Source organism: Microbacterium sp. BG28, from assembly GCF_034044005.1.
Lineage (GTDB): Bacteria > Actinomycetota > Actinomycetes > Actinomycetales > Microbacteriaceae > Microbacterium.
This window is the reverse complement of record NZ_JAXCHA010000003.1, coordinates 343,383-368,415: the sequence shown is the minus strand read 5'-3', so window position 1 is coordinate 368,415 and position 25,033 is coordinate 343,383. Positions and strand designations below refer to the sequence as shown.

Genomic DNA, 25,033 nt, shown 5'->3' with positions numbered 1-25,033 from the left:
ATCGACAGAAAACGGAGCCCCGCCATGGATCATGTGGTCACTTCCTCCGCATCCACCGTGCGCTCCGGTTACCTCGATCCGGCCGCTCCGGCTGTGGCCACGGTGCTCTCCGGCGACACGGTGAGCTATCCGAACACGTGGACGCATTGGGGCAACGAAGCCGTATACGGAATGACCTTCGCGGACCGGGAGCCACTGCGTCACAAGTATCCGGACGGGCCGTACTCGATGATCGGGCCTGTCGAGGTGGCGGATGCCGAACCCGGCGACGTCGTGTGCTGCACCCTCGAGCAGTTGCGCACGATCGACTGGGGCTGGAACTCGTTTCCCCTGGGCGTCGGCGCCCTTCCCAGCGACTTCGCCGAACCGTACGTCCACTACTTCCGCTTCTCCGAGGACCGGACACGCGCCGACTTCGTCGACGGGGTCACCGTCCCCCTGCGTCCGTTCCTGGGCGTCGTAGCAGTCGAACCCGTCGGCGAAGCGCACACCAGCGCCATCCTCTCCGGCTCGTACGGCGGCAATCTCGTGCTCCGAGACTTCACCGTGGGCGCCTCGCTCTACCTGCCTGTGGCGAAGCAGGGTGCGCGGCTCTGGACCGGCGACGTCCACGCCGCGCAGGGAGACGGCGTCGTGGATCAGACGGCCATCGAAACGGCGGCAGAGCTCATCACCCTGCAGCTCGGCCTCCGAAAGCGTGTGCCGCTGGAGGGCCCGTTGCTGGAGACAGCGGATGCGTGGACCCTGATCGGCTTCGCGGACAACCTCGACGACGCGCTTGTGACCTGTCTGCGCTCCTGTATCCGCTGGCTCCACACGGCGGCTGGGCTGACGGAGCGAGACGCATACGCCCTGTGCAGCATGCTCGTGAGCTTCCGCATCACCCAGTTCTCGAACCAGACCGGCTCCGCGTACAGCTCGATCCCCCCTCGGGCCGTGCATGCCGTCATCCCGAAGTCGGTCTTCACCGAAGACACCCGGGACAGAGTCGCGACCTGGCTCGCCGGGGCATGACGGCACTATCGCCGCGCGACCGCGTCCTGATCCTCGAGGCGATCGCGCGGGCGGACGACTGTGCCAGCAGGCGCGACACCGAGGCCTACCTCGCCCTGTTCACGACGGATGCGGCACTTTCAGGAGATCAGGGCGAGGCGGCGGGCCCCGACGCGCTCCGCGCGCAGCTCGCGCTGGTCTGGTCCCGCGAACCCGCCTCCACCGTGCACCTCACCTCCGGCGCCTTCGCGGATGCGGGCGACGCGCCGGGTACTGCGGTCGCGACCTCGCATCTGCTTCTGGTCGACCCGACGACGGGGACGATCTCGGGCGTCGCGCGGGTGCAGCATCACCTCGTCAATCGCGAAGGCGCCTGGCTGTTCACACAGAGACGAGTGGAGATGACACCATGACGCAGGAACCGGCCATCCACATCGACCTCTCCCACGCCACTCTGGAAGCCTGGCTCCCCATGGGTGGCCAGATCATCGGTTAGTGAGGGATCTTCAACCTGGCGCGCATCGCCCGCGAGATGGCGCTCGCCGGCGCGACGCCCACCGGCCATGACTCGGACGCCACGCTCATCGCCGAGATCGATCCGACGGCCGGCGACAACGCATCCCCGCGCCGGAGTGTGCTGCAGGAGGCGGGCAGAATCGCGCGAGCGAGCACGCCCCCGCGGATCGTCGCCGCAGATGTGAGCCGTCTGGCACTCATCCGATCATGTGCCCGCGAAGGTGTGCAGCGCAGCCTCGAGCCCTTCCACATCGGCGACATCGTAGAAAGCGATGGGCAACCCGGGGCCGGCCGCCGCGAGGCCGTCGAGACCCGTGTTCGCGTACCGACGCCCAGATGCCGAGCTACGAAAGGCCGCCACGGGCCCGATCTCGTGCCCGAACACGACGTCCATGTGCGTGGAGTCAGGATGAATCCGCGTCGCCCGTCCCGGAGAAGTGATCTCCGCCTGGTGGATGCCCGCGGGGTCGAGGACGATCGCACGCTGGTTCGTCACGAAGTACCGCGTCTTCTTCTTGCGGGCGACTTTCGCGAAGAACCGCCCGACGGTGAAATCGGCGGCCAACCGCTCCGCCCATCGGTGAGCGCGGACTACCCGGATGGCGTGAGCTATCGCACCCGCGCGAGACGCGCGTGTTCGGTGGCGACACGAGAGGGGTCGAGCGGCAGTTCGCGATGACACCATGCGCCGTCGATGACGGTCGAAGCCGAATCGACCGAGACGGCGAACACGCCGTCGACGCGGCTGCGCTTCAGCCGTGCCCCTCGGGCGATCTCCTCCGCATCGATCACGGACTGCCAGTCGAGGCATGCGGCGACTGCTCCACCAACGTCGACGCAGCGCGAGGCGTTCCTGGATCGATGATGTACGCGGACATGGAAGCGGGGTAGGCGCTCCCACCCGCATCCGGATGCTGCGTGTGGAAGATGCACCCGGCCATCGACCCGCAAGGGCCGAGGCCGGGTGCTTCTCTCGCGCGGGTCAGTGCGCGGCGTCGTATGCCTCGAGAACAGCGGCGGGAACACGTCCGCGCGCGCTCACTTCGTGACCGTTCGCTGCGGCCCATTCGCGCACAGCGCCGAGGTCACGCGTGTCCTTCTTCGCGGTTCGGCCGCGGGCGGTGGTGCGCGATGCGCTGCCGATGGCGCGGCCCGCCTTGATGAACGGCGCGAGAGCTTCGCGGAGCTTTTCGGCGTTCTTCTCGGAGAGGTCGATTTCGTACGAGCGCCCCTCGAGAGAGAAGTGAAGCGTCTTTCCCTCTTCGAGAACTTCGCCATCGAGGTCGTCAATGAGTCGGGTGAAATGCTGTTTGGCCATAGCCAGGGAGTATGGCACATCAACCTTTTGCCTTTCCGCGACGTTCGCGCCGGAATTCTCATGGCATGCTTTCCCGCCGCTTCCCGGACTCTCACCGTCATCTTTCGAGCTGCGATAGGGGAATGATTCAATCCCCACGTGGATATGCGGCGATTGCCGGTGCGGTATCGGGTCGCGGCCGTGACGTCGCGGAGGGGAGTTCCCACGGTGACCGACTCGGGCTTCATCACCACACCGTCGCGTCAGTACGCTGAGGTCATGAACCGCTCTGTCACGTTCCGTGCGCGGGAGGGCGAGACAACCGCCGACTCGATTGCGATCGACAACCCGACCGCTCGCATCGTGGGCATCACCGTCGCGCGGTCCGTGAACAAGGACGGCGTGGTGTCCGCCCGCCGCGTCAACCACCGGCACGGCGACGATCACGAAGTACCTCAGGCAAGGAGCGTGCGTCATGGCTGACACTGTCGTCCTCGTATCCGGTGGTGCAGCAGTGACGCCCTACACCGACGTCGACCATCACGCCGCAGAAGGGCTGCCGGCAGGCAACACGCTGACCGCGCTGCGCCGGCATCTTCTCGATGCGGGTGCCAGGGTCTTCACCGCCCCCGCCCGGATAGGCGTGGGCGAGGCTCGCGAGGATTCGGGCTGGCAGGGGTTCTCCGACGTGCCGATCGTGCTGCCCGCGCAATTGACGATCAACGCGGTCGGCACGATCGATGCGGCGGGAGTTGCGCTCGCCGCCTTTGTACGGTGGCTTGCTGAGGCTCACGGCGTGACATCCCTCGACCTGGTGGCGCACTCCATGGGTGGTTTGTTCTCGCGCGCGGCGCTGCGCGAACTGCAGGGCAACGGCCCGATCGTGTCGAGGCTCGTCACGCTCGGCACGCCGTGGGACGGTTCGCTTCTCGGGGACGTCATCGACGGTGAGATCACTCTGGGCGACGCCCACGGCGACGAGCCGACGACGCAGATCCTTCAACGCTCCCACGCCTACGCGGCCGCGAACTCGCAGGGCGCCGCGGAACAGGTCTCACGGCGGTTCCTGCGCAACTGGAACCAGGCACAGCCGGGTGTGCTCGACCAGGTGCGCGTGACGGCGATCGGCGGTGCACACTTTCACGACGCTGCCGACCCACGGCAGCTCTGGCCGCACGATGGGCTGGTTTCACTGGAGAGCGCACGAGCGGAGCACGTTCCACACGAGGTCGCACCGACCATCGCCCGCCAGAGCTTTGATGACGATGTCCACAGCATCTTCTTCGCCGACGCCTTCGAATTGCCTTGGGAACGCGCACTTACCTGGAACCCGGACGTCCACGCTTACGTCAGCGAGGCTCTCGACGGCAGGTGAACGTTCCGGTCGTTACGGCTCAGCCGCGCGGTTGCGGAGTGCCCCATCCTCACGAGCACCGACGCCTTATGAGAATTGCCGTGACGCGCACCACGTCGCGGAGCTTTTCAGCGCAATAACCATGCCCCGAAAGTCCGGATCGCGCCCCGCGCCCGAAATGGGATTGGAAACCTGCTCAACCGGAAATGCAAGAGAGAGCGACCCCCACGGGGGCCGCTCTCTCTTGCAGGACGGAGGGTGTGGGATTCTCCCCACCGCCCCTCCACGCGCCGCTGCTCGTCGCGCGGAGCCTCGGGCGGCGTGGGCCCCACTCCGTTCGAACCCGCTCAACTCGTCATAACGAAGGAGCGCGGACCTCTACGGGGCCCGCGCTCCTTCGTTGCGGAGGGTGTGGGATTCGAACCCACGGGACATTGCTGCCCACCGGTTTTCAAGACCGGGTCCTTCGGCCGCTCGGACAACCCTCCCGACGCGCACAACGCACGCGCCGAACGGGCCGAGTCTAGTCGACGCGGTGACGGCTCAGAGGCGGCGCAGCACCTCGGCGACGCCGCCGTCGAGCACGGATGCGGTGACCTCGCCCGCCGCATCCTGCACCTCCTGCGGCCCCTGCCCCATCGCGACCGCACGGCCGCCGTGCTGCCTCGCCCACGCGAACATGCCGACGTCGTTGCGGCCGTCGCCCATGACGAGCACATTCTCGGGCGCCACATCGAGCCAGTCGCGCACGAGCGCGAGCGCGGTGCCCTTGTCAACGCCCTTCGGGGCGATGTCGAGCCACGCCGTCCAGCCGACGGCATACGACACCTGATTGAGACCCACCCGATCGACGAGTTCGACGAAGTCGGCCTCGTCGTGCTCCGGAGAGACCACGACGACGCGCGTCACCGGCTGGCGCGCGAGTTCCTCGAACGTCACCTTCGACGCGCGGTCGAGGTTCCAGTCGTCCATGTAGTCGGTGTACTCGCGACGCCCGTCGGGCAACTCGACAAGGTAATGCGCGTCGGGCAGGTGCTCGCGCAACAGCGTCAGCACCTCCGCTGCATCGAACGTCTCGACGTGCCTGCGTTCGTAGACGAGGGATGCGGGATCCGCCTCACCCACGCGCGCCATGATCACGGCGCCGTTCGAGCACACGGCGTAGTCCGGCGCGATCTGCAGCAGCTCCTGGATGCCGCGCGTCGCCTCCCAGCTGCGCCCCGTCGCGAGCATCACCTCGTGCCCGGAGCGTCGCGCATCCGCCACGGCCTCGATGATGCCGGGGCTCGGCGACTCATCCTCCAGCAACACCGTGCCATCGATGTCGAGCACGATGAGCATGCCGCCCGCGTGGGCGGACGCGATCTGCTCGACGAGAGCGGCGGCCTCCGCCGGCGTCTCGATCTCGATCCCTCCGGTCTCCGGCAGCCGCGCCTCGCTCACGCGATCGGCTCCAGAACCTCGAGGCCGCCGAGGAACGGACGCAGCACCTCCGGCACGGTGACCGAGCCGTCGGCACGCTGATGCGTCTCGAGAAGAGCCACGATCCAGCGCGTGGTCGCGAGCGTGCCGTTCAGCGTCGCGACCGGCTGGGTCTTGCCCTCGTCCGCGCGGTACCGGATCGACAGGCGCCGGGCCTGGTAGGTCGTGCAGTTGCTCGTGCTCGTGAGCTCGCGGTACGCACCCTGGGTGGGGACCCACGCCTCGATGTCGTACTTGCGCGCCGCGGACGAGCCGAGATCCCCCGCGGCCACATCGATGACGCGGTAGGACAGGCCGAGATCCTGCAGCATCCGCTCCTGCATCCCGACGAGACGAAGGTGCTCGGCCTCGGCCTCCGCCGGGTCGACGTAGACGAACATCTCGAGCTTGTTGAACTGGTGCACGCGGATGATGCCGCGGGTGTCCTTGCCGTACGAGCCCGCCTCGCTGCGGTAGCAGGTGGACCAACCCGCGTAGCGCTTCGGGCCGCGGCCGAGGTCGAGGATCTCGTCCATGTGGTAGCCGGCCAGAGGCACTTCGCTCGTTCCCACGAGATAGAGGTCCTCGTCGTCGAGGTGGTACACCTCTGCGGCGTGCTTGCCGAGGAATCCGGTGCCGCGCATGACCTCGGGGCGCACGAGCGTCGGCGGGATGATGGGCGTGAACCCGGCCTGCAGGGCACGATCGAGCGCGAGGTTCATCAGCGCGATCTCGAGACGCGCACCGACACCGGTGAGGAAGTAGAAGCGACTGCCGGAGACCTTGGTTCCCCGCTCCATGTCGATCGCGCCGAGCAGCTCGCCGATCTCGAGGTGGTCGCGCGGGGCGAAATCGAACGATGGGATCTCGCCGTGCGTGCGCAGCGTCACGAAGTCGTCCTCGCCGCCGACGGGCACACCCTCGATGACGATGTTCTCGATCTTCGCCAGAGCATCGGCGGCGGCCTCTTCCGCCTGGGTCACGGCGGCCTGCGCGGCCTTGACCCGGGCGCTCAGATCCTTCGCCTCGGCGACGAGCGCGGCCTTCTCCTCCTTGGGAGCGGCGGCCACCCGCTTGCCGTGCGCGTTCTGCGCGGCGCGCAGCTCTTCGAACGTCGTGATGGCCGAGCGTCGATCACGATCTGCGGCGAGCGCCGCATCCACCGTCTCGGCGGATTCGCCGCGGGCTTGCTGAGAGCGCTTGACGAGGTCGGGGTTATCGCGAAGGAGGGCCAGATCGATCACCCGTGAAGTCTAGACGTGGTGTGTGCGCCCCGGATTCCGCCCGCGGTGTCCCACTTCCCGCAATGCATGTCCCACTTCCGGCAGAAATCGACCCCAGAAACTGCGGCAAGTGGGACACGGATGCGGAGACCGCCCGAAACCTGCGGCAAGTGGGACATGCGGAGGAGACAGTCTCCGGCAGTGCCGGCCCGCACGCGGCCCTACTCTGTGAGCATGACCTCGGATGCTGCCGCCGTTCGGCGCGCGGCTCTGGTCTACAACCCCGTGAAGGTCGACGTCCGTCGCCTGCGGGCGCAGGTCCTGCATGCCGCGGTGGCCTCCGGATGGGGGGCGCCGCTCTTCTTCGAGACGACCCCCGACGACCTCGGTCAGGGTCAGACGCGCACAGCCCTCGCGCAGGGAGCGGATGCGGTGCTCGTCGCCGGCGGCGACGGCACGGTGCGCGCGGTCGCCGAGGCCCTCGCGCACACGGGTGTGCCCCTGACGATCGTGCCCAGCGGCACCGGGAACCTCCTCGCGCGCAACCTGCGGCTTCCGCTGGACGATCCCGACCGCGTGATCACGACGGCCTTCACCGGCGAGACGGCGCTGATCGACGTCGGCTTCGCCGAGCTGCACCGCGTCGACGGAACGACACAGACCCACGCGTACGTGGTGATGGGTGGTATCGGATTGGATGCGGCGATGATCGCCAACACCCGCCCGTCGCTGAAGAAGAGCGTCGGCTGGGTCGCCTACGTCGACGGGGCGGCACGTTCCTTGGTAGGGGCGGCGCCGTTCCGCATCGTCTACCAGGTGGGCGATCAGCGTCTGCACTCGGCCCGCGTGCAGAGCGTCCTCTACGCCAACTGCGGGTCACTGCCGGCGGGACTCTCCCTCATCCCGGAGGCCTCGGTGACCGACGGCACGATGGACGTCGTCCTGTTCCAGCCGAAAGCCTGGTGGGGGTGGCTGTTCGTCTGGCGGCGCGTCGCCTGGGACAACAGCGTGCTGCGCCGATTCCGCGCCGGCCGCCGTGTGCTGCAACTGCGCACCAGCGACAACGCCGTGCGCTACATGCGCGGGCGCACGATGGAAGTCGCCGCGGCCGAGCCGCATCCGGTGCAGCTCGACGGCGACGAGTTCGGCGAGGCGGTGCGGATCGTGAGCCGCATCGACGCGGCCGCGCTGCGTGTGACCGTGCCGGCCGGGCACGACCTCAGCCGGCTCTGACTGTCAACCCTTCGACGCCGATTCGATCGCGTTCGCAAGGATGGTCGGGTGAGCAGCCCCACCCTCGTCTGGTTCCGCGACGATCTGCGCCTGGCCGACAACCCGGCCCTGCGGGCGGCGATCGAGCGCGACGAGCCGGTCGTGGGCGTGTACCTGCTGGACGAGGAGTCGCCCGGCCTCCGCGCGCTCGGCGGCGCGGCCCGCTGGTGGTTGCACCACACGCTCGCCTCCCTCGGCGAGCGCCTGCGCGAACGCGGCGGCACTCTGGTGCTCCGCCGGGGCGCCGCCGCCTCCGTCCTGCCCGAGCTGGTCTCGGATGCGGGCGCCGGTGCCGTCTTCTGGAACCGCCGCTACGGCGCCCCGGAACGCGAGATCGACGCCGGCCTCAAACGGAGCCTGCGCGACGGTGGGCTCGAGGTGCGTTCGTTCCAGGCCTCGCTCCTGTTCGAGCCGTGGACGGTGCGCACCGGCTCCGACACCCACTTCTCCGTGTTCACCCCGTTCTGGCGTGCGTGCCTGCATCTGCCCGCGCCACGAGCGCCGCTGCCCGAGCCGCGCGAGATCGCGGGGGTCGACAGGCCCCCCGCATCCGATGCCCTCGAGGACTGGGAACTGCTGCCGACGCGCCCCGACTGGTCCGGGGGCCTGCGCGAGATGTGGGAGCCGGGAGAGCCTGCCGCCCGGGCGCGCCTCAGCCGCTTCCTGCAGGACGATCTTCCGGGGTACGGCACGGCGCGCGACGAGCCCGCAGCCGGCGTCACCTCCCAGCTGTCGCCGCGCCTGCGCTGGGGCGAGCTGAGTCCGTTCACCGTCTGGCATGACACCCTCGCGACCGGCGCGGATGCGGGACGCTTCCTCTCCGAGCTCGGCTGGCGCGAGTTCGCGTGGCACACCCTGTTCCACTTCCCCGATCTCGCCCGGAAGAACCTGCGTTCGGCCTTCGACGCCTTCCCGTGGCCCCGGCTGCAGCCCTCGCAGCTCGAGGCGTGGCAACGGGGACGCACGGGCGTTCCCCTCGTGGACGCGGGCATGCGCGAACTCTGGCACACCGGAATCATGCACAACCGCGTGCGCATGGTCACCGCCTCGTATCTGATCAAGAACCTCATGATCGACTGGCGCCACGGCGAGCAGTGGTTCTGGGACACCCTCGTCGACGCGGATGCGGCCTCCAACCCCTTCAACTGGCAATGGGTGGCGGGTTCAGGCGCCGACGCAGCACCGTACTTCCGGATTTTCAACCCCCGGACCCAAGCAGAGAAGTTCGACAAGGATGGACTGTACGTCTCGCAGTGGGCCCCGGATTCCGCATCCCTGGACCCTCTCGTCGACTTGGGGGCATCGCGCAAGCGCGCGCTGGACGCGTACGAGAACGTCAAAGCCGCCGCGCGTTGAGCGCTCCTGAAAGGACACCGACATGCTCCGAACCACCCGCCGACTCCTGCTGCCGCTCGCCGCCGCCGCCGCACTCGCACTCGCCGGGTGCGCGGCTGCCGCCCCCGACGTCTCCCCCGTCGAGGTCGGCGACGCCCCGGCGGAAGCGACCGCACCCGGCACGACACTGTCGGTCGGCGACACCGCCTGGGTGAAGGTACCCGGCGCCAGCGACGACACGGAGCTCGTGGGCGCGACGGTGCTCTCGATGGATCCTCTGGATCCCGAGAGCATCGACGGCTACATGGACAAGGCGGAGCTGAGCAGCCGGCATCCGTTCGCGATCGTGGTGCAGTACACGTGGACACCGGTGAGCGAGTACGACAGCACGACGCGCAGCGTGCCGCTCATCCCGATCGAGGCGGACGGCTCGTTCGCCGGGTGGCTCGCCAACGACATCGGAAACGTCGGGATGGGCGACGCGGACGCGTGCGGGCTCTCTCTTCCGGAGCCGAAGGACGGCACCGCCCTGGAATGCTGGGTGGCCCTGACGACGGGACCCGACCTGGGCGGAGTGGAGTTCAACGGCACCAGCCGCAATGACACCTTCCCCGACGAGGAGCACCCCTACGCGGGGCAGCCCGTCACCTGGAAGCCCTGACACGGGCCATCTCCGGCGCGCCGCGGAATGCGGGGACCCGCATCGGGGTTGCCCTCTGCGATGAGCATCACCGTTTCCGTCCTCGACCTCGTTCCCGTGCGCACCGGCCAGACCAGCGCCCAGGCTGTCGCCGCGTCGCTCGACCTCGCCGAGCGTGCCGATGAGCTGGGTGTCGGTCGCTACTGGTTCGCCGAGCACCACAACATGCCCGCGGTGGCATCGACCAGCCCGCCCGTGCTCATCGCGGCCGCTGCGGCACGGACGAAGCGGATGCGGGTCGGCTCGGGCGGCGTGATGCTTCCCAACCACTCGCCGCTCATCGTGGCCGAGCAGTTCGCCGCGCTCGAGGCGCTGGCGCCCGGTCGCATCGACCTCGGCATCGGCCGAGCCCCCGGCAGCGACCCGGTCATCACGCAGCTGCTGCGCCGCAGCGGCACCACGAGCGATGTGGAGCAGTTCCCGCAGCACATCTCCGACATCCTCTCGCTCACGAGCGACGCGGGCGCCACGGTGCGCTTCACCTCCGGCGACACCTACAGCGTGCACGCGACGCCGGCCGCGACGACCCTCCCCGAAGTGTGGCTGCTCGGATCGAGCGACTACTCCGCGCAGCTGGCCGCCGCATCCGGCCTGCCCTACGTCTTCGCGAACCACTTCGCCGGCGACGGGCTCGAGCGCGCCCTGACGCTCTACCGCGACCAGTACCAGCCTTCCGAAGCCCACCCGAGCCCGCGCACCTTCGTGACGGCCAACGCGGTCGTCGCGCCGACGGAGGCCGAGGCGTGGGAGCGTGCGCTGCCGCAGGTGCGCATGATGTCCCGTATCCGGTCCGGACGCCCGCTCGTACCGATGGAGACCGTCGAGCAGGCGCGGGATGCAGAGGCGCAAGACAACCTCGGCGCGCACATCATCGACAACGCCCGACGCACATGGTTCGTCGGCGCGCCGGAGCAGGCCGCGGATGCCCTCCGCGCGTTCTCGAAGCGCTACGGCGTGGACGAGATCATGGTCTCCCCCGTCGCCGGCGCCTACGACGCCGAGCCCCTGGACGCCGCGGGCGGGCGCGTTCAGACGCTGGAACTGCTGACGCCGCTGCTCGCCGCCTGAGGCGGGCGGGTCAGGCCTCGGGCTCGCCGCTGACGAGAGCGCGCAGCCAGTCGCGGGCCTCGACGAACACGTCGTCCGAGTAGCGCTGCGGATACCGGTTGATCGCGCGGTCGGCCCGCGGGTACGAGCCGAGGAAGATCACCTTCGGGCTGAAACGCCGCAGTCCCATGAGGGCGTCGGCGACCCGTTCGTCGAGCACGTGGCCGTCGGCGTCGATCACGAAACGGTAGCGACCGAGGGCGTCGCCGATCGGACGCGACGCCAGCAGCGACAGGTTGATCCCGCGGGTCGCGAACTGCTCCAGCATCTCCATGAGCGCGCCGGGGTACTCCTCCGGCAACTCCACGATCAGCGAGGTCTTGTCGGCTCCGGTGGGCGCCGGCGGCGCCACGGTGCGGGCCACGAGCACGAAGCGGGTGACGGCGTCCTTCTTGTCACCGACGCCTTCGGCGAGCAGATCGAGCTCGTGGTGCTCCAGGATCCCGGGAGGGGCGATGGCCGCATCCGCGTCGCTGGTCCCGTCGAGCAGGCCGAGGGCGGCCGCGACGTTGCTGGATGCGGGCAGGTGCGCGTGAGCGGGAAGCTCACGACTCAGCCACTGCAGGCACTGCGCGTAGGCGACGGGGTGCGCGGCCACGAGCGAGACGTCTTCGAGACGCTGCCCGGGACGGCCGACGAGCACGAAGCTGACCGGTACGAGGTACTCGCCGATGATGCGCAGTCCCGGCATCGTGGCCAGCGCGTCCTGCGCCGTGGAGACGCCGCCGTCGACCGAGTTCTCGATCGCGATCATCGCCGCATCCGATCGCCCCTCGACGACGTCCGCGAGCGCCTCGCCCACATTGCGCACCGAACGCCAGATCTGACCGCGCGCTTCGGGCACCTGCGCGAGGGCCGCTTCCGTAAAGGTGCCTGCCGGACCCAGATAGCTGTAGGTACGACGGACGACGGGTGCGGTGCTCACGGGCACTCAGCCTAGACCGCGCCCGACTCGATGCCGTCACCGTGCCGATGGCAAATCCACCAGAATCGGTGGTTCCTGCGCCCCGGCACGCGCGACAGGCTCGACACAATGGTCCGCCGGGACACGGGCGCCACGATCGGCGCCCGCATCCCGCTCACGGGATCCCGACCCGTGAACGCACCGTGCCCCGAAGGGAACGACCCGCCATGAGCACCGACGACGCCGTCGCTGCGGTCCCCCGCCGTCAGCGCGGCACCGACCGCGACACCACCCCCCAGCCGGCGCTGCACGCCATCCCCTCCCCCGCACGCATCGCTCGCGCGCGGCTCGCGGTGACGATCACCGCGGTGGTGTGGGCGCTCTACCTGCTCACCGTGGTGGTCACCCTCTCGCGCGGCGGCGCGGTGACGGATGCGGGACAGCTGCTCGCGACGCTCATCTTCCTCGTGTCCGTGACCCTGCTGACACTCTCGGCCGGTTTGTATCTGTTGGCTCGGGCCGGCGCGTTGCCGCGCTTCGCCGCGCACCGCCGCGCACGACGCGTCGACCTCGACGCCCGATTCGCCGGCGAGGAGGTGACGCTCACCGCACTCCTGCCTTCGAGATCGGAGGACCCGGACCTCGTGCGCATGTCGCTGTGGTCGGTCGCTCTGCAGGAGTTCCCGCGCCTGCGCGTCGTGCTCCTGCTCGATGACGATCCCGCACCCACCCGCTCCGCAGACCGCGAGATGCTGCGCCGCAGCCGCGCTCTGACCGAAGAGCTCATGGCCGAGCTCGCACCGATACGCGAACGCACCGCGGCGGCGGCAGCCGCCCTGGCCGCGGCGACCACCTCCGCCGACGCGATGGAGATCGTGATGCGTGAGCACGCGGCTGCCGCTCGATGGCTGCGCGCGAAAGCGGATGCCGCCGCGACGCGCACCCACGTCGAGAAGTTCTTCGCCGATCAGGTTCTCCGCGCGCTCGCCTCCGACCTGGAGGCGACCGCATCCGCTCTCATGGACGCGGCAGAGAACGACGCAGAGCCGCTTCCGCACGCGCGCGCCGCGCAGGTGATGGATCGACTCGTGCGTATCTTCCGCGTCGATGCCACCACGTTCGAACGCAAGCGCTATGCCTCGCTGTCGCACACCCCCAACAAGGCGATGAACCTCAACAGCTATCTCGGGCTCATCGGCGGCCGCTACCGCGAGACGGCGGTCGCAGGTGGTCTGACGCTGGAACGATACGACGGGCCTGCGGACGACGGCGTGCTCGAGATTCCGCCCACCGACTACGTACTCACACTGGATGCCGACTCCATGCTCTTGCCGGAGTACTGCCTGCGACTCGTCGACAACCTGGAACAGCCGGAGAACGCGCGGGTCGCGGTCGCGCAGACACCGTACTCCGCCTATCGGGGCGCTCCGACCCGCCTCGAGCGCCTCGCAGGAGCCACCACCGACCTGCAGCACATCGTCCATCAGGGCATGACGGCCTTCGGCGCGACATTCTGGGTGGGCGCCAATGCCGTGCTGCGCTGGCGGGCACTGGAGGACATCCGCCGCGAGACCAACGAGGACGGCTCGATCATCGTGCGCTTCATCTCGGATCGCACGGTGATCGAGGACACCGAGTCCAGCATCGACATCGCCGCGCACGGGTGGACGCTGCTGAACTATCCCGAGCGGCTCAGTTATAGCGCCACTCCCCCGGACTTCGGCGCGCTCGTGATCCAACGCCGCCGATGGGCGAACGGCGGGTTGCTGATCCTGCCCGCGCTGCGTGAGCTCTGGCTGCGCCGGAGACGCGCCGGTCACCCCCCGCGACTCGCCGAGATCCTGCTGCGAACCAACTACCTCGGCTCTATCACCTGGGTCACCCTGGGACTGCTCGCGGTGCTCACGTTGTACCCGATGGACGGCCAGCTCGTGACCCTCTTGCTTCTGCTGATCGCGGCGCCTTACTTCATCGAAATGGCCTCCGATCTTCGAGCGATCGGTTATCGACGCCGCGACATCGTCGGAGTGTACGGCCTGAATCTCCTGCTTCTGCCCGTGAACCTGGCAGGCACAGCGGCCTCGCTCGCGCAACTGTTCACGGGTCGCAAGGCCCGTTTCGTGCGCACTCCCAAGGTGGCGACCCGCACGGTCGCCCCCGCACTGTTGGTCCTCGCACCGATCGTCCTCATCATCGGCGCGGCAGTGGTCGCCGTGCGGGCGGGAATGTCCCAGGCCTGGGGCACGACAGCGTTCGCCGCCTTCACGGCCGCCGCCGCACTGTGGGCGCTCTGCGCCCTCGTCGGGGTGCGCGCCGCGCTCTCGGATCTGTGGTTCGGATGGCTCGAGTGGATCTGGGTGGAAGCACGCCCCGCTTCATCCCCGGCGCCCGCTCACGCCGCCCGATGGGTCTCGGTCCTCGACGACGGCCCGCTGACGACGAGCGGGGCCGTGCGATGACGCGGACACGCATCCGCTCCCGCTTCGCGGGGCGACGCCTCTCACTGACGCGGCTCCTGGTGAGTGTCGCGGCCTTCGCCATCGTGTCGGCCTCGGCTGTGGCCGCCGTCGTGCTGCCGCAGCTTCCGCCTCAGATCCCGGGGACGCCGATGAGCCAGCGCTGGTTCGCCAGCTACTACGACGTCACGATCGAGACCGGCGAGGAACTCGCGCGAAGCGCGCTCGGCACCGCGCCCGGTGGCGTCGCGCTCGCCTTCGTCGTCGCCGCCGACGACGGCGAGTGCACACCCACCTGGGGCAAGACGTACAGCCTGGATGCGGCATCCACGCTGTTCCAACTGGACCGCCGCGTGGAACGGATGCGCCGCGAAGGCCGGCCCCTCTCGGTGTCGTTCGGCGGCGCGATCAACACCGAGCTGGCTGGGGCCTGTGCCACGGTGACCGATCTCACGGATGCCTACCGCACCGTCATGGACCGATACGGGATCGACGTGATGGATCTCGACATCGAGGGCGACGATCTCGAGGATGCGGAGGCGGCCGCGCGCCGAGCCCAGGCCGTCGCACGCCTGCAGCAGGAGCGGCAGGACGCGGGCGGGTCGCTCGATGTCTGGCTGACGCTGCCCGTGGCACCGAACGGCCTGACCGGACAGGGCCTCGCGCAGATCGTCGAGCTGTTGGATGCGGGCGTGCATCTGTCGGGCGTCAACGCGATGACGATGAACTACGGCGCCGACGGTGCCGCCGATTCGATGTCCGCCCTGAGCATCGATGCGCTCCGAGCCGTCGCCGATCAGCTCTCACGCACCTGGGACGCGCGCGATCTCGCCCTGCCGGTCGGTGGGGTCTGGGCTCTGATGGGCGCGACCCCCATGATCGGCAGGAACGACGTGCCAGGGGAGGTCTTCACTCTCGACGATGCGCGGGCATTGCAGGAGTTCGCTTCTGCGCAGGGCATGGCCCGCGTGTCGATGTGGTCACTCAATCGCGACCGCACCTGCGGGAGCAACTACCCGCACCTGGATGTCGTGTCCCCCTCCTGCAGCGGAATCGAGCAGGGCGGGGAGAGTTTCGCGACGATCCTGTCGTCGGGCTATGACGGCGCACCGTCCGGCGTCTCGGCGCCCGCCGATGAGGCCGAGGTCATCGCCGACGACCCGTCGACGAGCCCCTACCCGGTCTGGTCTTCGGAGGCGTTCTACTCGGCCGGCGTGAGCGTGGTGTGGAAGGGCTCCGTCTATATGGCGAAGTGGTGGAACGAAGGCGGCGCGCAACCAGACGACCCCACCCTCGACGCCAACGGGTCGGCCTGGACCTACATCGGCCCGGTCCTGAGCGGGGATGAACCCTTCACCCTGCCGCAACTGCCCGCCGGCACCTATCCGGATTGGTCACCGACCACCCTGTACAACCAGGGCGATCGGGTGATGCTCGACGGTGCCGGTTATGAAGCGCGATGGTGGTCGCAGGGCCAGAGCCCGGCGCGCGCCGTGCTCGATCACGACTACTCGCCCTGGAAGCTGCTGACCGACGGCCCCTGATCGACGCGGTCGTAGATCGTGAGTCGGCCATCGATCGTCATCGACGCGCGTCCGGGGCGGCCGGGCGGGAGCAGCCTGCCCACGGCCGACGACCTCGCGGTACGCACGGCCGCCGTCATCCATGTGACGAGCGGGGCCAGATCGTCCTCCCCCACGTCTCCAGAGCTGTCGTCGAGCAGCACGACGTCCACGCCTCGCTCACGCGCAGCAGCGACGGCGCTCACGAGGGGTTCGCGTGCGAGGGATCCGGCACGCAGGCTGTCGCGCAGTTCCCCCTCGAGAGTGGCGTACGAGCGACGGGCCGCGGCCGAGGGGGGTGCGCCGCCCGCGATGTCGCGCAGCGCGGGCAGCACGCCCTGCGCCAGCTCGGAGACGCGTGCGGCGAGCTCGATCCGTGCGGCGAGCGACCAGCTCTGACGCTCGGCCGATGCCACTGCCTCGGCGTGCAGCGCTGTGATGCGTCTTCTCATCCGGTCGACGACCACCAGGAGGAACGCGGCCACCGCCACCAGCGTCACCGGCCGCATGGCCACCAGCACGATCTGGCCGGCCGGCGCCTCGCGGAGCACACCGGCGCCGATGAGCACGATGATGGTGATCACGGTGGCCCCGACGGCGAGAGGGATGCTGCCCCGCAATGCCAACGCGACGAAGAGGAAGGCATAGGCGACGGCGAACCACAGCGTGCCGTACGCGTAGGGCACCACGCTCACCCCGACCAGGGCGCCGAGCAACGAGAGCGCGACCACCGTGGCGGCGCGCCGCGGCGCGGGCTTACGCGTCGGAGACCGACGCAGCGTCGCGCCCGCGACGAAGACGAGCACGAGGAGCAGGATCTGCCACACCGCCGTCGACGGCTCGATCGCCGCGGCCATCGCGACGCAAGCGCTCTGCAGCACCACGAACGCCGCGACGACGACACCGATGCCCCGGCGCAGTGCCCGCTCGTCCCCCGATGCGTCCCACTCACGGGCGGCAGGTGCCGTGCACTCCAGCACCACGGTCGTGCCGCGCCCCGGTGCCGAGATCACCCGCGCCCGACCGCCGTCCACCCGCGCCATGCGACCGATGATGCTCTGGCGGATGCCAAGCCTGTCGTCCGCGATCCTGTCGGGGTCGAACCCCGGTCCGTCATCGCTGACCTCGACGCGCACGAGGTCTCCCTCGCGGGCGAGCACCAGATGGCGGGCCGCGGCTGTCGCATGACGCACGCTGTTGCCCAGCGCCTGCCGGGTCGCGCCGATCAGCGCCTCGGATGCGACGTCGCCCAGATGCGCGACGTCGCCGTCGGGCAGCGAGAATGTCGCGCCCGCCTGCTGCGCGATCTCCGCGAGCGCGGCGGCGAGCGACTGCGGCTCCCCCGATCGCTCGTCGGCGAGCTGCACGACCATCCGGGAGGCCGCATCCGCCTGTTCGGCGAGGCGGCCTCTCGGAAGGGGGAGATCGGATGCGGCGAGAGCCAGCGTGGCCAGGACTTCGTCGTGCACGAGGGCGGCCGCCCGGGTGCGCGCGGCGAGGCGGCCGCGCTCGGTCGCCTCGCGCGACGCGGCGGCAGCCGTGTCTGCCGCCGCCGCGTCCAGCCCACGGCCGATCGAGAGAACGTGTCCGCCGATCACGCAGATCATGGCGGAGGTCAGCAGCGCGTGTGCGTCGTTCGCGATGCCGTCCAGATCCAGCCCGCCGTAGAGGATGCGGTAAGCCACCCCACCGGTCGCACCCGCCGCGGTGACCGTCCAGGCGAGACGAGGGCCGCCCGCCACGAGCGCGGCGGCGACCGCGGCACCGGTGGCGGTCAGCAACCACGGCATGCGGTCAAGACCCGCGGGCGCAGCCACGGGGAACCCGACGAGGACGACGCCGTATCCGGCCACTGCCGTCGCCGCTCCGCAGCGCAGCAGGATATCGGGGAGCCAGTGCGCGAGCACACCGGTCACGAACGTCGCACCCGCCGACGACCACGCCGCGGCGCCGTACCAGGCGGGGAAGGCCGTCGTGGGCGCCTGCCACTGAAGGGCGACGTTGACCGCGGCCACGACCACGATCAGCGGCGCCGCGGAGGCCATCAGGATCCGCCGCGCCGACCGTTCGCCGACGCCGAACTCAGCCACGGCGGGGAGCGGGCACGTAGCCGTCCTCGACCCCGCGTTGGTACAGCTCCACCTTCGTCGCCGCGCGGCGGCCGAGCTGGTGGTATACCGCACGGATGCGGCGCAGGTGATCGTTGACGGTGTTCTCAGAGATAAACAATCGGCGGGCGACATCACGTGCCCCCATCCCCGATGCGTACAGTGCGAGCACCTCCCGCTCACGCGCGCTCAGCGGAGCCGCATCCATGAGCGGATCCGTATCGAGCGCGGACGCCCACTCGGTCGTGGGCACGTGCTCGCCCCGCCCCGCGGCGAGCACCGCGGCGGCGAGCGCCGCCTGTGGCACGGACTTGCGCACGACTCCGAGCACCTCCGCGCGCGAGGCCGCTCGTACGAGGAACGGATCCTCGCCGGAGGTCAGCACGAGCACCTCGGCTCCCCACTCCCTGATTCGCCCGACGTTCTCCGCGGGGTCCGTGCCGTCACGCAGGCTCAGATCCAGGAGCACGAGATCGGCGTCACGCATGCGGACGATGAGCTGGGCGACGCTGAGGGCATGGCGTGCGAACACGAGATCCGGGGAGGAATCGACCATGCTGCGCACCGCGACGCCGACGAGCTCATGATCGTCGACGACGGCGATCCGGACCGCTTCCGCCATGTCGTCCCTCCCGATCACGAACGAGTTGAGTATCCCGCACACCGTCCCTTCCGACGTGAAAGTGACGGTGAACCGCTCAGCACGGCAGACTAGGGGCATGAGCCGTGCCGGACAGCCTGCTGAGCCTTCTGATCTGATCGACATCGACGAGTTGATCGCCGCCTACTACGACCTGAAGCCCGACGCCTCGGTGCCCGCGCAGCGGGTCGTGTTCGGCACGAGCGGACACCGCGGATCGAGCCTGTCGACCAGCTTCAACGAGAACCACATCCTCGCCACCACCCAGGCGATCGTCGACTACCGAGCGGACCAGGGCATCACCGGACCGCTCTTCCTCGGCCGCGACACCCATGGTCTGTCGCTGCCGGCCGAGCGCACGGCCATCGAGGTGCTCGTCGCCAACGGCGTGGACGTTCGCGTCGACGCCCGAGACTCGTGGGTTCCCACCCCGGCGCTCAGCCACGCGATCCTCACCTACAACCGTGATCGCACCGCCGACGACGCGGGGCGTGCGGACGGCATCGTCGTGACGCCGTCGCACAACCCGCCGCGCGACGGCGGCTTCAAGTACAACCCGCCCCACGGAGGCCCCGCCGACACCGACGCGACCTCGTGGATCGCCGACCGCGCCAACGAGCTCATCGCGGCGGGCCTGACGGGCGTGAAGCGCACCCCCTACGCCGACATCGACGGCGACACCCTCGCCCAGTACGACTTCCGCGAGGTGTACGTGCGCGACCTCGACGCGATCATCGACATCGAGGCGATCAAGAGGGCGGGCATCCGCATCGGCGCCGACCCGCTGGGCGGCGCCTCGGTGGATTACTGGGCGCTGATCGCCGAGCACTACGGTCTCGACCTCACCGTCGTGAACCCCGACGTCGACCCGACGTGGAAGTTCATGACCCTCGACTGGGACGAGAAGATCCGCATGGATCCGTCTTCACCCAACGCCATGGCGGCGCTCGTCGCCCGTCGCGACGAGTACGACATCCTCACCGGGAACGACGCGGACGCGGATCGCCACGGCATCGTCACCCCCGATGCGGGGCTGATGAACCCGAACCACTATCTCGCGGTCGCGATCGACTACCTGTTCTCGCACCGGCCCGGCTGGCCGGCCGAGGCCGCCGTGGGCAAGACCCTGGTGTCGTCGATGATCATCGACCGCGTCGTCGAGGCTCTCGGCCGCACGCTCTACGAGGTTCCCGTCGGCTTCAAGTGGTTCGTCCCCGGGCTGCTGGACGGATCGGTCGCTTTCGGCGGCGAGGAGTCCGCCGGCGCATCCTTCCTCCGCCAGGACGGCACGGTCTGGACCACCGACAAGGACGGCATCCTGCTGTGCCTGCTCGCCGCGGAGATCCTCGCGGTGACCGGTAAGACCCCCTCGCAGCGCTACGCGGAGCTCGAAGACACCTACGGCGCATCCGTGTACCAGCGCGTCGACGCCCCGGCGACCCCGGAGCAGAAGGCGGCGCTCGCGAAGCTGTCGCCGGATGCGGTCACCGCCACCGAGCTCGCCGGCGAGCCCATCACCGCCAAGCTCTCGCACGCCCCCGGCAACGGAGCGGCGATCGGCGGCCTCAAGGTGGTGACGGCGGACGCGTGGTTCGCCGCACGCCCGTCCGGTACCGAGGACGTCTACAAGCTCTATGCGGAATCGCTGCGCGGTGAAGCCCACCTGCACGACGTGCAGGACGAGGCCCGCGCCGTCGTGTCCGAGGCCCTCTCCGGCGCCTGAGCCTCGGCGGGGCCTCCCGCATCCGGGGCTCGCCCCCTCCTCTTCGCGAGACTGCATTTCCTTCACGAGATCACGGGTAAACACAGTGATCTCGTGCCGAAGATGCAGTCTCGCGGTCAGTGGGGCGTTTGGTGGGCGCGAAGAAGGGGGCGGAGCCGGTGTTCGACTCCGCCCCCTTCTTCCGCGCTTACTCCGCGGCGGAGCGTCGACGCGTGGTGATGCCGACCAGCAGCGAGCCCAGCAGCAGCGCCCCGAGGGCGAACGGCAGGGTCGGGCCGAGGTCGAGCCCCGTCACGGCCAGCGGACCGGATGCGGCGCGCACCTCCAGCGGCGCCCAGCCGATGACGGCGCCGGACGCATCCGTCACGACCAACCGGTGCTGGCCCGTGGGTGCATCCGCCGGGATCGAGACCGCGATCTCCCCCGCGGCCGACACGACCTTCGTTCCGAGGTGGACGGGCGTCGAGAACAGCCACGCGTCGACCGACGAACCGGCGCGCGTGGCGCCGACGCCGATCGTGATCGACGATCCGGCCGTCACCACGCTCGGAGCCGTGATGCCGCCGCGCGTCGCATCGGTCAGGGCCGACTCCGCGGGCGCCTGCGTACCACCGGCGCCCGGCTCGCCGGGGTTGCCGGGCTCTCCCGGACCCCCGGGGTTTCCGGGGTTGCTGGGAGCCGCGACGACCACGACAGCGGCCGACGTGGCCGTGCCCGCGGCGAAGCCGTCGGCGGATGCGGTGACGACCGCGCGCAGCTCGTGGCCGAGGTCGGCCTCGGTCGCCGTGTATGCGGCCGCGTTCGCGGACTCGATCGGCTGACCGTCACGCGTCCACGCGTAGGCGAGGGCGGCACCGGCGGGGTCGCTGTCCTCGACCTGGGCGGTCAGGGTCGCACCCACCTCGGCAGCGCCCGCGAGCGACACGGCACCGACGACGACGTGACGCGTCACCGCGATCGTCACGGTGCGCGAGGTGCCGTCGACGGCCGTGACCGTGATGGATCCCGCGCCACCCGCATCCGCGGGCTGAACGATCTCCACCGCAGCCTCGTCGTCGACCGCCACGGCCCCGATCCTCGGCCAGGCCGCCCCGTTCGTGTCGATCGTGTACGCGTCGCGAGCCGGATCGAATCCGTCGAGCAGCGCATCGCCGACCGTGACGCGCGCGAGGTCCGTCACGTTCGACGGGGATGCCGCGAGCGCGTTGATCTCGACCTCGGACACGATCATGTGCATGTTCTCACGGGCCTGCATCACCACGCGTACCTCGTCGGCGACGACGCCGCCCAGCGGGACCTCGACGGTCGGCGCGCCGGACTCGGGAACCGGAACCGCGATGTCCTCGCCGGCGATCCAGCCGCCGCCCGCGGTGCGGTGCTCCACGCGGAGGGACTGGGCCCAGCTGGCCGTGCCGTCGCGATAGAAGTACACCTTCACGTTGGACACCTGCTGGCGCGAGCTGAGCACGTACGTCAGGGTGTCCTGCGTGTTCTTGGTGCCGGAGCGCCAGTTGGACCACCCTTTGTCCGTCGTGATGCCGTTCTTCGTGCGGTCGACGCTGTAGCTCGGGCTCTCGGTGAAGGTCGCCGACGCCTTGCTGTCGCCGGCGACGTTCCGCGTGCCCGGCGTCGTCACGATGACGCTCAGGCGCGCCTCGATCGTGGCGCCGCCCGGCACGGTGATCGCGCCCGGAACCGTGACGGTGCCAGGCTGCGCGAAGTCGGCGTCGCCGACGCCGCTGAAGTCCCAGCTCACCGCAGCGTCGTAGGCCGTCCCTCCCAGGCGCACCTCGGCGGGCACCGTCGCGGGCGCGGCCGCCGCGACGCGCTCGAGCGTCGCACCGGCGTACGTCGTGATCGAGACGGGACGCGTCGCGGTGTACGCACCGATCTCAACCGTGGCCGCGACCTCGAAGCCCGCGCCGAAGACGTCCGTCCCGGAGCCCGGCACCTGCACGGTACCGGCGACCGAGAAGTCCACCCCGGTCGGGTCCCACGCGACGGGGGCCGTGCGCTGCACGCCACCGCGGTAGTTCAGGGTGACAGTCGCGGGCAGCTCGGGCGTCTCGCCGACGGCCGTCGCCGCGGTGACGGGGGCGACGCTCGTCACCCGCGTGGACGCGATCGTCCAGCGCTGGTTGCCGCCGTTGTTCGAGGTCCAGGTTCCCACCGTCGTACCGTCGGCCGTGCCCTGCCCGTTCACATCCAGCACGCGCTCGGCAGACGCGCTCAGCAGCGAATAGGTGCGTCCGTCGGTGGTGGAGGGGATCCACTGCAGCGCCGGATCGGATGCGGCGGCGGCCGCATCCGTCGACACGAGCGTCGTGCTCGTACCGTTCACCGCGAGGAAGCGCCCGTCACCCGCCTCGAGCGCGATGCGGTGGCGGTTCGTTCCCTCGCCCGAGATCGAGTGCACGGTCCACGCCTGAGCGGGGGCCGCATCGGCGGTCGTCGCACCGGTGCGGATCGCGAGGCCGTTCGGGTCGGCCGCAAGGGCCTTGCCGCTCTGGACTCCGAAGAGCTGGTACGTCTCGCCGTCTTCGAAGACAGCCGCATCCGCCGCGACGCCCGAGACACCCGAGACGACGAGCGTGGTCACCGACTTCGCCGGCAGCGTCACCGTCGCCGACTTGGATGCCGCGTCGACGGGGACGGCCGTGCCCGTCACGAGCGCGTGGTCGGTGACATCGCCGGCAGACGACTCGGTCGTCACGATGGGGGTCACCGAGGCACCGGGCGCGATGGTCGCGAAGCGGGACAGGTCGACCTGCACCGTGCGCTCGGACGCCTCGGAGTTGATGTGCACGAGGGTCACGCCGTCGCCCTCGGCCGTCAGGGCCGCGGTGGTCTGCGTGTCGTCGGTGGGGATGAGTCGGTCGCCCGGCTCGATGTAGTGCGTGAAGTTGCGCACCGTGTTGAACTTCGAGTTCGTCAGCACCTGGCAGGACGGGTCCGCGTCGCCGTCGGCGATGCGTCGCTCCGAGTTGCCGTCGGCGTTGCAGTCGAAGTCGATGAAGACGCTGCCCCAGTTCAGCTTCTCGACTTTCTCCATGTTGTAGAGGTCCTCGACGGGCTGCCAGAACACCCAGGCGGTCGGCTCGAGCTCGCGCAGGTCGTCGACGATGCGCGTCGCCATGCCGATGCCGTTCTCGATGTTGGTCTGGTTGAAGCCGCTGCCGCCGTTCCAGTCACCCTCGACCTCGCTCATCCACAGCGGTTTGTCGGAGGCCTTGGCGATGTCGCGCACGATGAGCCGGTCGCCGGTGCCGTAGGTGTGCACGTTGAGCTGGTCGACGAGCCCCTTGGACTCGGCGCTCCACCCGTTCCAGTTCTGCACGAACTTCGACGGGTTCGTCTCGTCCATCGCCGAGATGCTCACGTCGGTGGTCGTGCCGGGCTCGGCCAGACGGGCGGCGAGCGCCTTGATCATCTGGTCCTGCCGCGTCGGACCGATGTGGGCGCCCTCCTGACGGCTGGCGCTCGTGGGCCACGTGGCGCCGTTCGGGATGCGGGTCTGCCAGTAGTCCGTGTTGGGCTCGTTGAACGGGTCGAGGGTGTCGAAGGTGATGCCGTGGGCCTTCTCGAGCTCTTCGACCACGTTCACGAGATAGCTCGAGAACGCCGCCATGTCCTCGGGGGCGAGCTGCTCGCTCGTGGCGTTGTTGATGCCGCCCGAGACGTAGCCGCTCTGCGTGAGGAAGTACGGCGGGGAGTTGCTGAAGGCCTCCCAGTGGGTGATCTTGTCCTTCAGCGCGTCGAGCCACCAGCGCTGTCCCTGGTCCGCATCCCAGTTGTAGTGGTCGGGGTTCTCGCCGTCCCATGCGGCCGCGTAGCGGTCACGGTCGGCATAGGTGGAGGTGATCTCGCCGTCGTCGTCGCTCTCGCCGAGCTCGGGATTCCACCATCCGGGCACCGCGCCGCCGGGACGCAGGTACGACGGAACATCCGTCGCGTTGCCGCCGCCGATGTTGTAGCGCGCGATGTTGAGGTTCAGGCCGTCCTCGCCGAAGACGGCGTCGAACAGCTTCTGCCGCACCTCCGTGGGGTAGCCGCCGGTCGCGTTGGCGAACCAGACGAGGCTCGTGCCCCATCCTTCGAACGGGTCCGATGCGATCGCGGGATTCGGCGTGATGCGCACGCTGCTCGCGGCCTGGGCCTGCGGTGGTGAGACCGCGGCTCCCGCGACGAGCGCACCGGCGCTGAGGGTTCCGACGCACAACAGCGACAGGAATCTGAGGGACTTCATCGTCGATCCTTCCGGCCGCGTCCTCGCAGCCCTGGGGGATGGTGTTTCGTGTTGACGTAAACATGTTGACGTCAACACGAAACATAGCGGATTCCCAGTCGCCCGCACAACGCCGCCGGCGCGGGTCGGGCCGAGG

General features: G+C 69.6%; 20 protein-coding genes and 1 tRNA gene. 11 read left to right on the top strand and 10 right to left on the bottom strand.

Features of this window, described 5'->3' with window-relative positions; all coding sequences use genetic code 11:
* Positions 1–24 precede the first annotated feature (24 nt).
* Together SK224_RS12870 and SK224_RS12865 are read left to right on the top strand one after the other, a co-directional pair.
* Entirely contained in the window at positions 25–1,014 is a 990-nt protein-coding gene (locus tag SK224_RS12870; RefSeq protein WP_320435067.1) for an acetamidase/formamidase family protein, read from the top strand.
* A complete protein-coding gene (locus SK224_RS12865) occupies positions 1,011–1,406 on the top strand; it encodes a nuclear transport factor 2 family protein (protein ID WP_320435066.1) in 396 nt (131 codons plus the stop codon). The genes SK224_RS12870 and SK224_RS12865 overlap by 4 nt, the downstream gene beginning before the upstream one ends.
* 308 nt (positions 1,407–1,714) lie before the next feature.
* Here SK224_RS12865 and SK224_RS12860 read toward each other — a convergent pair whose 3' ends face one another.
* The 3 genes from SK224_RS12860 to SK224_RS12850 form a co-directional block, all read right to left on the bottom strand.
* The gene (locus SK224_RS12860; protein WP_320435065.1) at positions 1,715–2,074 is read right to left on the bottom strand and encodes a hypothetical protein; all 360 of its coding nucleotides are present in this window, start codon (positions 2,072–2,074) and stop codon (positions 1,715–1,717) included.
* Between the two features lie 44 nt (positions 2,075–2,118).
* Positions 2,119–2,301 (bottom strand): hypothetical protein, encoded by a 183-nt coding sequence (locus tag SK224_RS12855; RefSeq protein ID WP_320435064.1) that lies wholly within the window; start codon positions 2,299–2,301, stop codon positions 2,119–2,121.
* A gap of 190 nt (positions 2,302–2,491) precedes the next feature.
* The gene (locus SK224_RS12850; protein ID WP_320435063.1) at positions 2,492–2,965 is read right to left on the bottom strand and encodes an Lsr2 family protein; all 474 of its coding nucleotides are present in this window, start codon (positions 2,963–2,965) and stop codon (positions 2,492–2,494) included.
* A gap of 120 nt (positions 2,966–3,085) precedes the next feature.
* On the opposite strand from SK224_RS12850, the gene SK224_RS12845 reads away from it, so the two are divergent.
* Both SK224_RS12845 and SK224_RS12840 read left to right on the top strand, forming a co-directional pair.
* Positions 3,086–3,289 (top strand): hypothetical protein, encoded by a 204-nt coding sequence (locus tag SK224_RS12845; RefSeq protein ID WP_320435062.1) that lies wholly within the window; start codon positions 3,086–3,088, stop codon positions 3,287–3,289.
* Positions 3,282–4,181 (top strand): esterase/lipase family protein, encoded by a 900-nt coding sequence (locus SK224_RS12840; protein WP_320435061.1) that lies wholly within the window; start codon positions 3,282–3,284, stop codon positions 4,179–4,181. Before SK224_RS12845 ends, SK224_RS12840 begins: the two co-directional genes overlap by 8 nt.
* Before the next feature lie 382 nt (positions 4,182–4,563).
* Here the strand turns inward: SK224_RS12840 and SK224_RS12835 are convergent.
* The 3 genes from SK224_RS12835 to serS form a co-directional block, all read right to left on the bottom strand.
* Positions 4,564–4,648, bottom strand: a tRNA-Ser gene (locus SK224_RS12835).
* 55 nt (positions 4,649–4,703) lie between these two features.
* Entirely contained in the window at positions 4,704–5,603 is a 900-nt protein-coding gene (locus SK224_RS12830; RefSeq protein WP_320435060.1) for an HAD-IIB family hydrolase, read from the bottom strand.
* Positions 5,600–6,865: a serine--tRNA ligase gene (serS, locus tag SK224_RS12825; RefSeq protein ID WP_320435059.1), complete on the bottom strand. Its 1,266-nt coding sequence runs from the start codon at positions 6,863–6,865 to the stop codon at positions 5,600–5,602. Before serS ends, SK224_RS12830 begins: the two co-directional genes overlap by 4 nt.
* Before the next feature lie 213 nt (positions 6,866–7,078).
* Between serS and SK224_RS12820 the strand changes: the two genes are divergently transcribed.
* The 4 genes from SK224_RS12820 to SK224_RS12805 are packed head-to-tail and all read left to right on the top strand — an operon-like array spanning position 7,079 to position 11,219.
* Complete coding sequence (locus SK224_RS12820; protein ID WP_320435058.1) at positions 7,079–8,077, top strand: diacylglycerol/lipid kinase family protein; 999 nt, start codon at positions 7,079–7,081, stop codon at positions 8,075–8,077.
* A gap of 48 nt (positions 8,078–8,125) precedes the next feature.
* Complete coding sequence (locus SK224_RS12815) at positions 8,126–9,472, top strand: deoxyribodipyrimidine photo-lyase (protein ID WP_320435057.1); 1,347 nt, start codon at positions 8,126–8,128, stop codon at positions 9,470–9,472.
* Between the two features lie 22 nt (positions 9,473–9,494).
* Positions 9,495–10,112, top strand: a complete 618-nt coding sequence (locus SK224_RS12810; protein ID WP_320435056.1) for a hypothetical protein — start codon at positions 9,495–9,497, stop codon at positions 10,110–10,112.
* A 27-nt stretch (positions 10,113–10,139) separates the two neighbouring features.
* Positions 10,140–11,219: an LLM class flavin-dependent oxidoreductase gene (locus SK224_RS12805; protein ID WP_413816791.1), complete on the top strand. Its 1,080-nt coding sequence runs from the start codon at positions 10,140–10,142 to the stop codon at positions 11,217–11,219.
* Positions 11,220–11,229: 10 nt separating this feature from the next.
* Here SK224_RS12805 and pheA read toward each other — a convergent pair whose 3' ends face one another.
* The gene (gene pheA, locus SK224_RS12800; protein ID WP_320435054.1) at positions 11,230–12,183 is read right to left on the bottom strand and encodes a prephenate dehydratase; all 954 of its coding nucleotides are present in this window, start codon (positions 12,181–12,183) and stop codon (positions 11,230–11,232) included.
* Positions 12,184–12,389: 206 nt separating this feature from the next.
* Between pheA and SK224_RS12795 the strand changes: the two genes are divergently transcribed.
* Together SK224_RS12795 and SK224_RS12790 are read left to right on the top strand one after the other, a co-directional pair.
* Positions 12,390–14,621, top strand: a complete 2,232-nt coding sequence (locus SK224_RS12795) for a glycosyltransferase family 2 protein (protein ID WP_320435053.1) — start codon at positions 12,390–12,392, stop codon at positions 14,619–14,621.
* Positions 14,618–16,162: a chitinase gene (locus SK224_RS12790; protein WP_320435052.1), complete on the top strand. Its 1,545-nt coding sequence runs from the start codon at positions 14,618–14,620 to the stop codon at positions 16,160–16,162. The genes SK224_RS12795 and SK224_RS12790 overlap by 4 nt, the downstream gene beginning before the upstream one ends.
* Here the strand turns inward: SK224_RS12790 and SK224_RS12785 are convergent.
* Together SK224_RS12785 and SK224_RS12780 are read right to left on the bottom strand one after the other, a co-directional pair.
* Entirely contained in the window at positions 16,126–18,270 is a 2,145-nt protein-coding gene (locus tag SK224_RS12785; RefSeq protein ID WP_320435051.1) for a sensor histidine kinase, read from the bottom strand. The genes SK224_RS12790 and SK224_RS12785 overlap by 37 nt on opposite strands.
* On the bottom strand, positions 18,263–18,910 hold the full coding sequence (locus SK224_RS12780; RefSeq protein ID WP_320435050.1) for a response regulator transcription factor: 648 nt from the start codon (positions 18,908–18,910) through the stop codon (positions 18,263–18,265). The genes SK224_RS12785 and SK224_RS12780 overlap by 8 nt, the downstream gene beginning before the upstream one ends.
* Before the next feature lie 97 nt (positions 18,911–19,007).
* On the opposite strand from SK224_RS12780, the gene pgm reads away from it, so the two are divergent.
* Positions 19,008–20,651 (top strand): phosphoglucomutase (alpha-D-glucose-1,6-bisphosphate-dependent), encoded by a 1,644-nt coding sequence (pgm, locus tag SK224_RS12775; RefSeq protein ID WP_320435049.1) that lies wholly within the window; start codon positions 19,008–19,010, stop codon positions 20,649–20,651.
* Between the two features lie 187 nt (positions 20,652–20,838).
* On the opposite strand, the gene SK224_RS12770 is transcribed toward pgm, so the two are convergent.
* Positions 20,839–24,897, bottom strand: a complete 4,059-nt coding sequence (locus tag SK224_RS12770) for a glycoside hydrolase (protein ID WP_320435048.1) — start codon at positions 24,895–24,897, stop codon at positions 20,839–20,841.
* Positions 24,898–25,033: the final 136 nt, after the last annotated feature.

Coding starts and splice junctions, on each gene's coding strand:
- SK224_RS12870 (WP_320435067.1), top strand. CDS start 25: ATGGATCATGTGGTCACTTCCTCCGCATCCACCGTGCGCTCCGGTTAC.
- SK224_RS12865 (WP_320435066.1), top strand. CDS start 1,011: ATGACGGCACTATCGCCGCGCGACCGCGTCCTGATCCTCGAGGCGATC.
- SK224_RS12845 (WP_320435062.1), top strand. CDS start 3,086: ATGAACCGCTCTGTCACGTTCCGTGCGCGGGAGGGCGAGACAACCGCC.
- SK224_RS12840 (WP_320435061.1), top strand. CDS start 3,282: ATGGCTGACACTGTCGTCCTCGTATCCGGTGGTGCAGCAGTGACGCCC.
- SK224_RS12820 (WP_320435058.1), top strand. CDS start 7,079: ATGACCTCGGATGCTGCCGCCGTTCGGCGCGCGGCTCTGGTCTACAAC.
- SK224_RS12810 (WP_320435056.1), top strand. CDS start 9,495: ATGCTCCGAACCACCCGCCGACTCCTGCTGCCGCTCGCCGCCGCCGCC.
- SK224_RS12805 (WP_413816791.1), top strand. CDS start 10,140: ATGCGGGGACCCGCATCGGGGTTGCCCTCTGCGATGAGCATCACCGTT.
- SK224_RS12795 (WP_320435053.1), top strand. CDS start 12,390: ATGAGCACCGACGACGCCGTCGCTGCGGTCCCCCGCCGTCAGCGCGGC.
- SK224_RS12790 (WP_320435052.1), top strand. CDS start 14,618: ATGACGCGGACACGCATCCGCTCCCGCTTCGCGGGGCGACGCCTCTCA.
- SK224_RS12780 (WP_320435050.1), bottom strand. CDS start 18,910: ATGGCGGAAGCGGTCCGGATCGCCGTCGTCGACGATCATGAGCTCGTC.
- pgm (WP_320435049.1), top strand. CDS start 19,008: ATGAGCCGTGCCGGACAGCCTGCTGAGCCTTCTGATCTGATCGACATC.
- SK224_RS12770 (WP_320435048.1), bottom strand. CDS start 24,897: ATGAAGTCCCTCAGATTCCTGTCGCTGTTGTGCGTCGGAACCCTCAGC.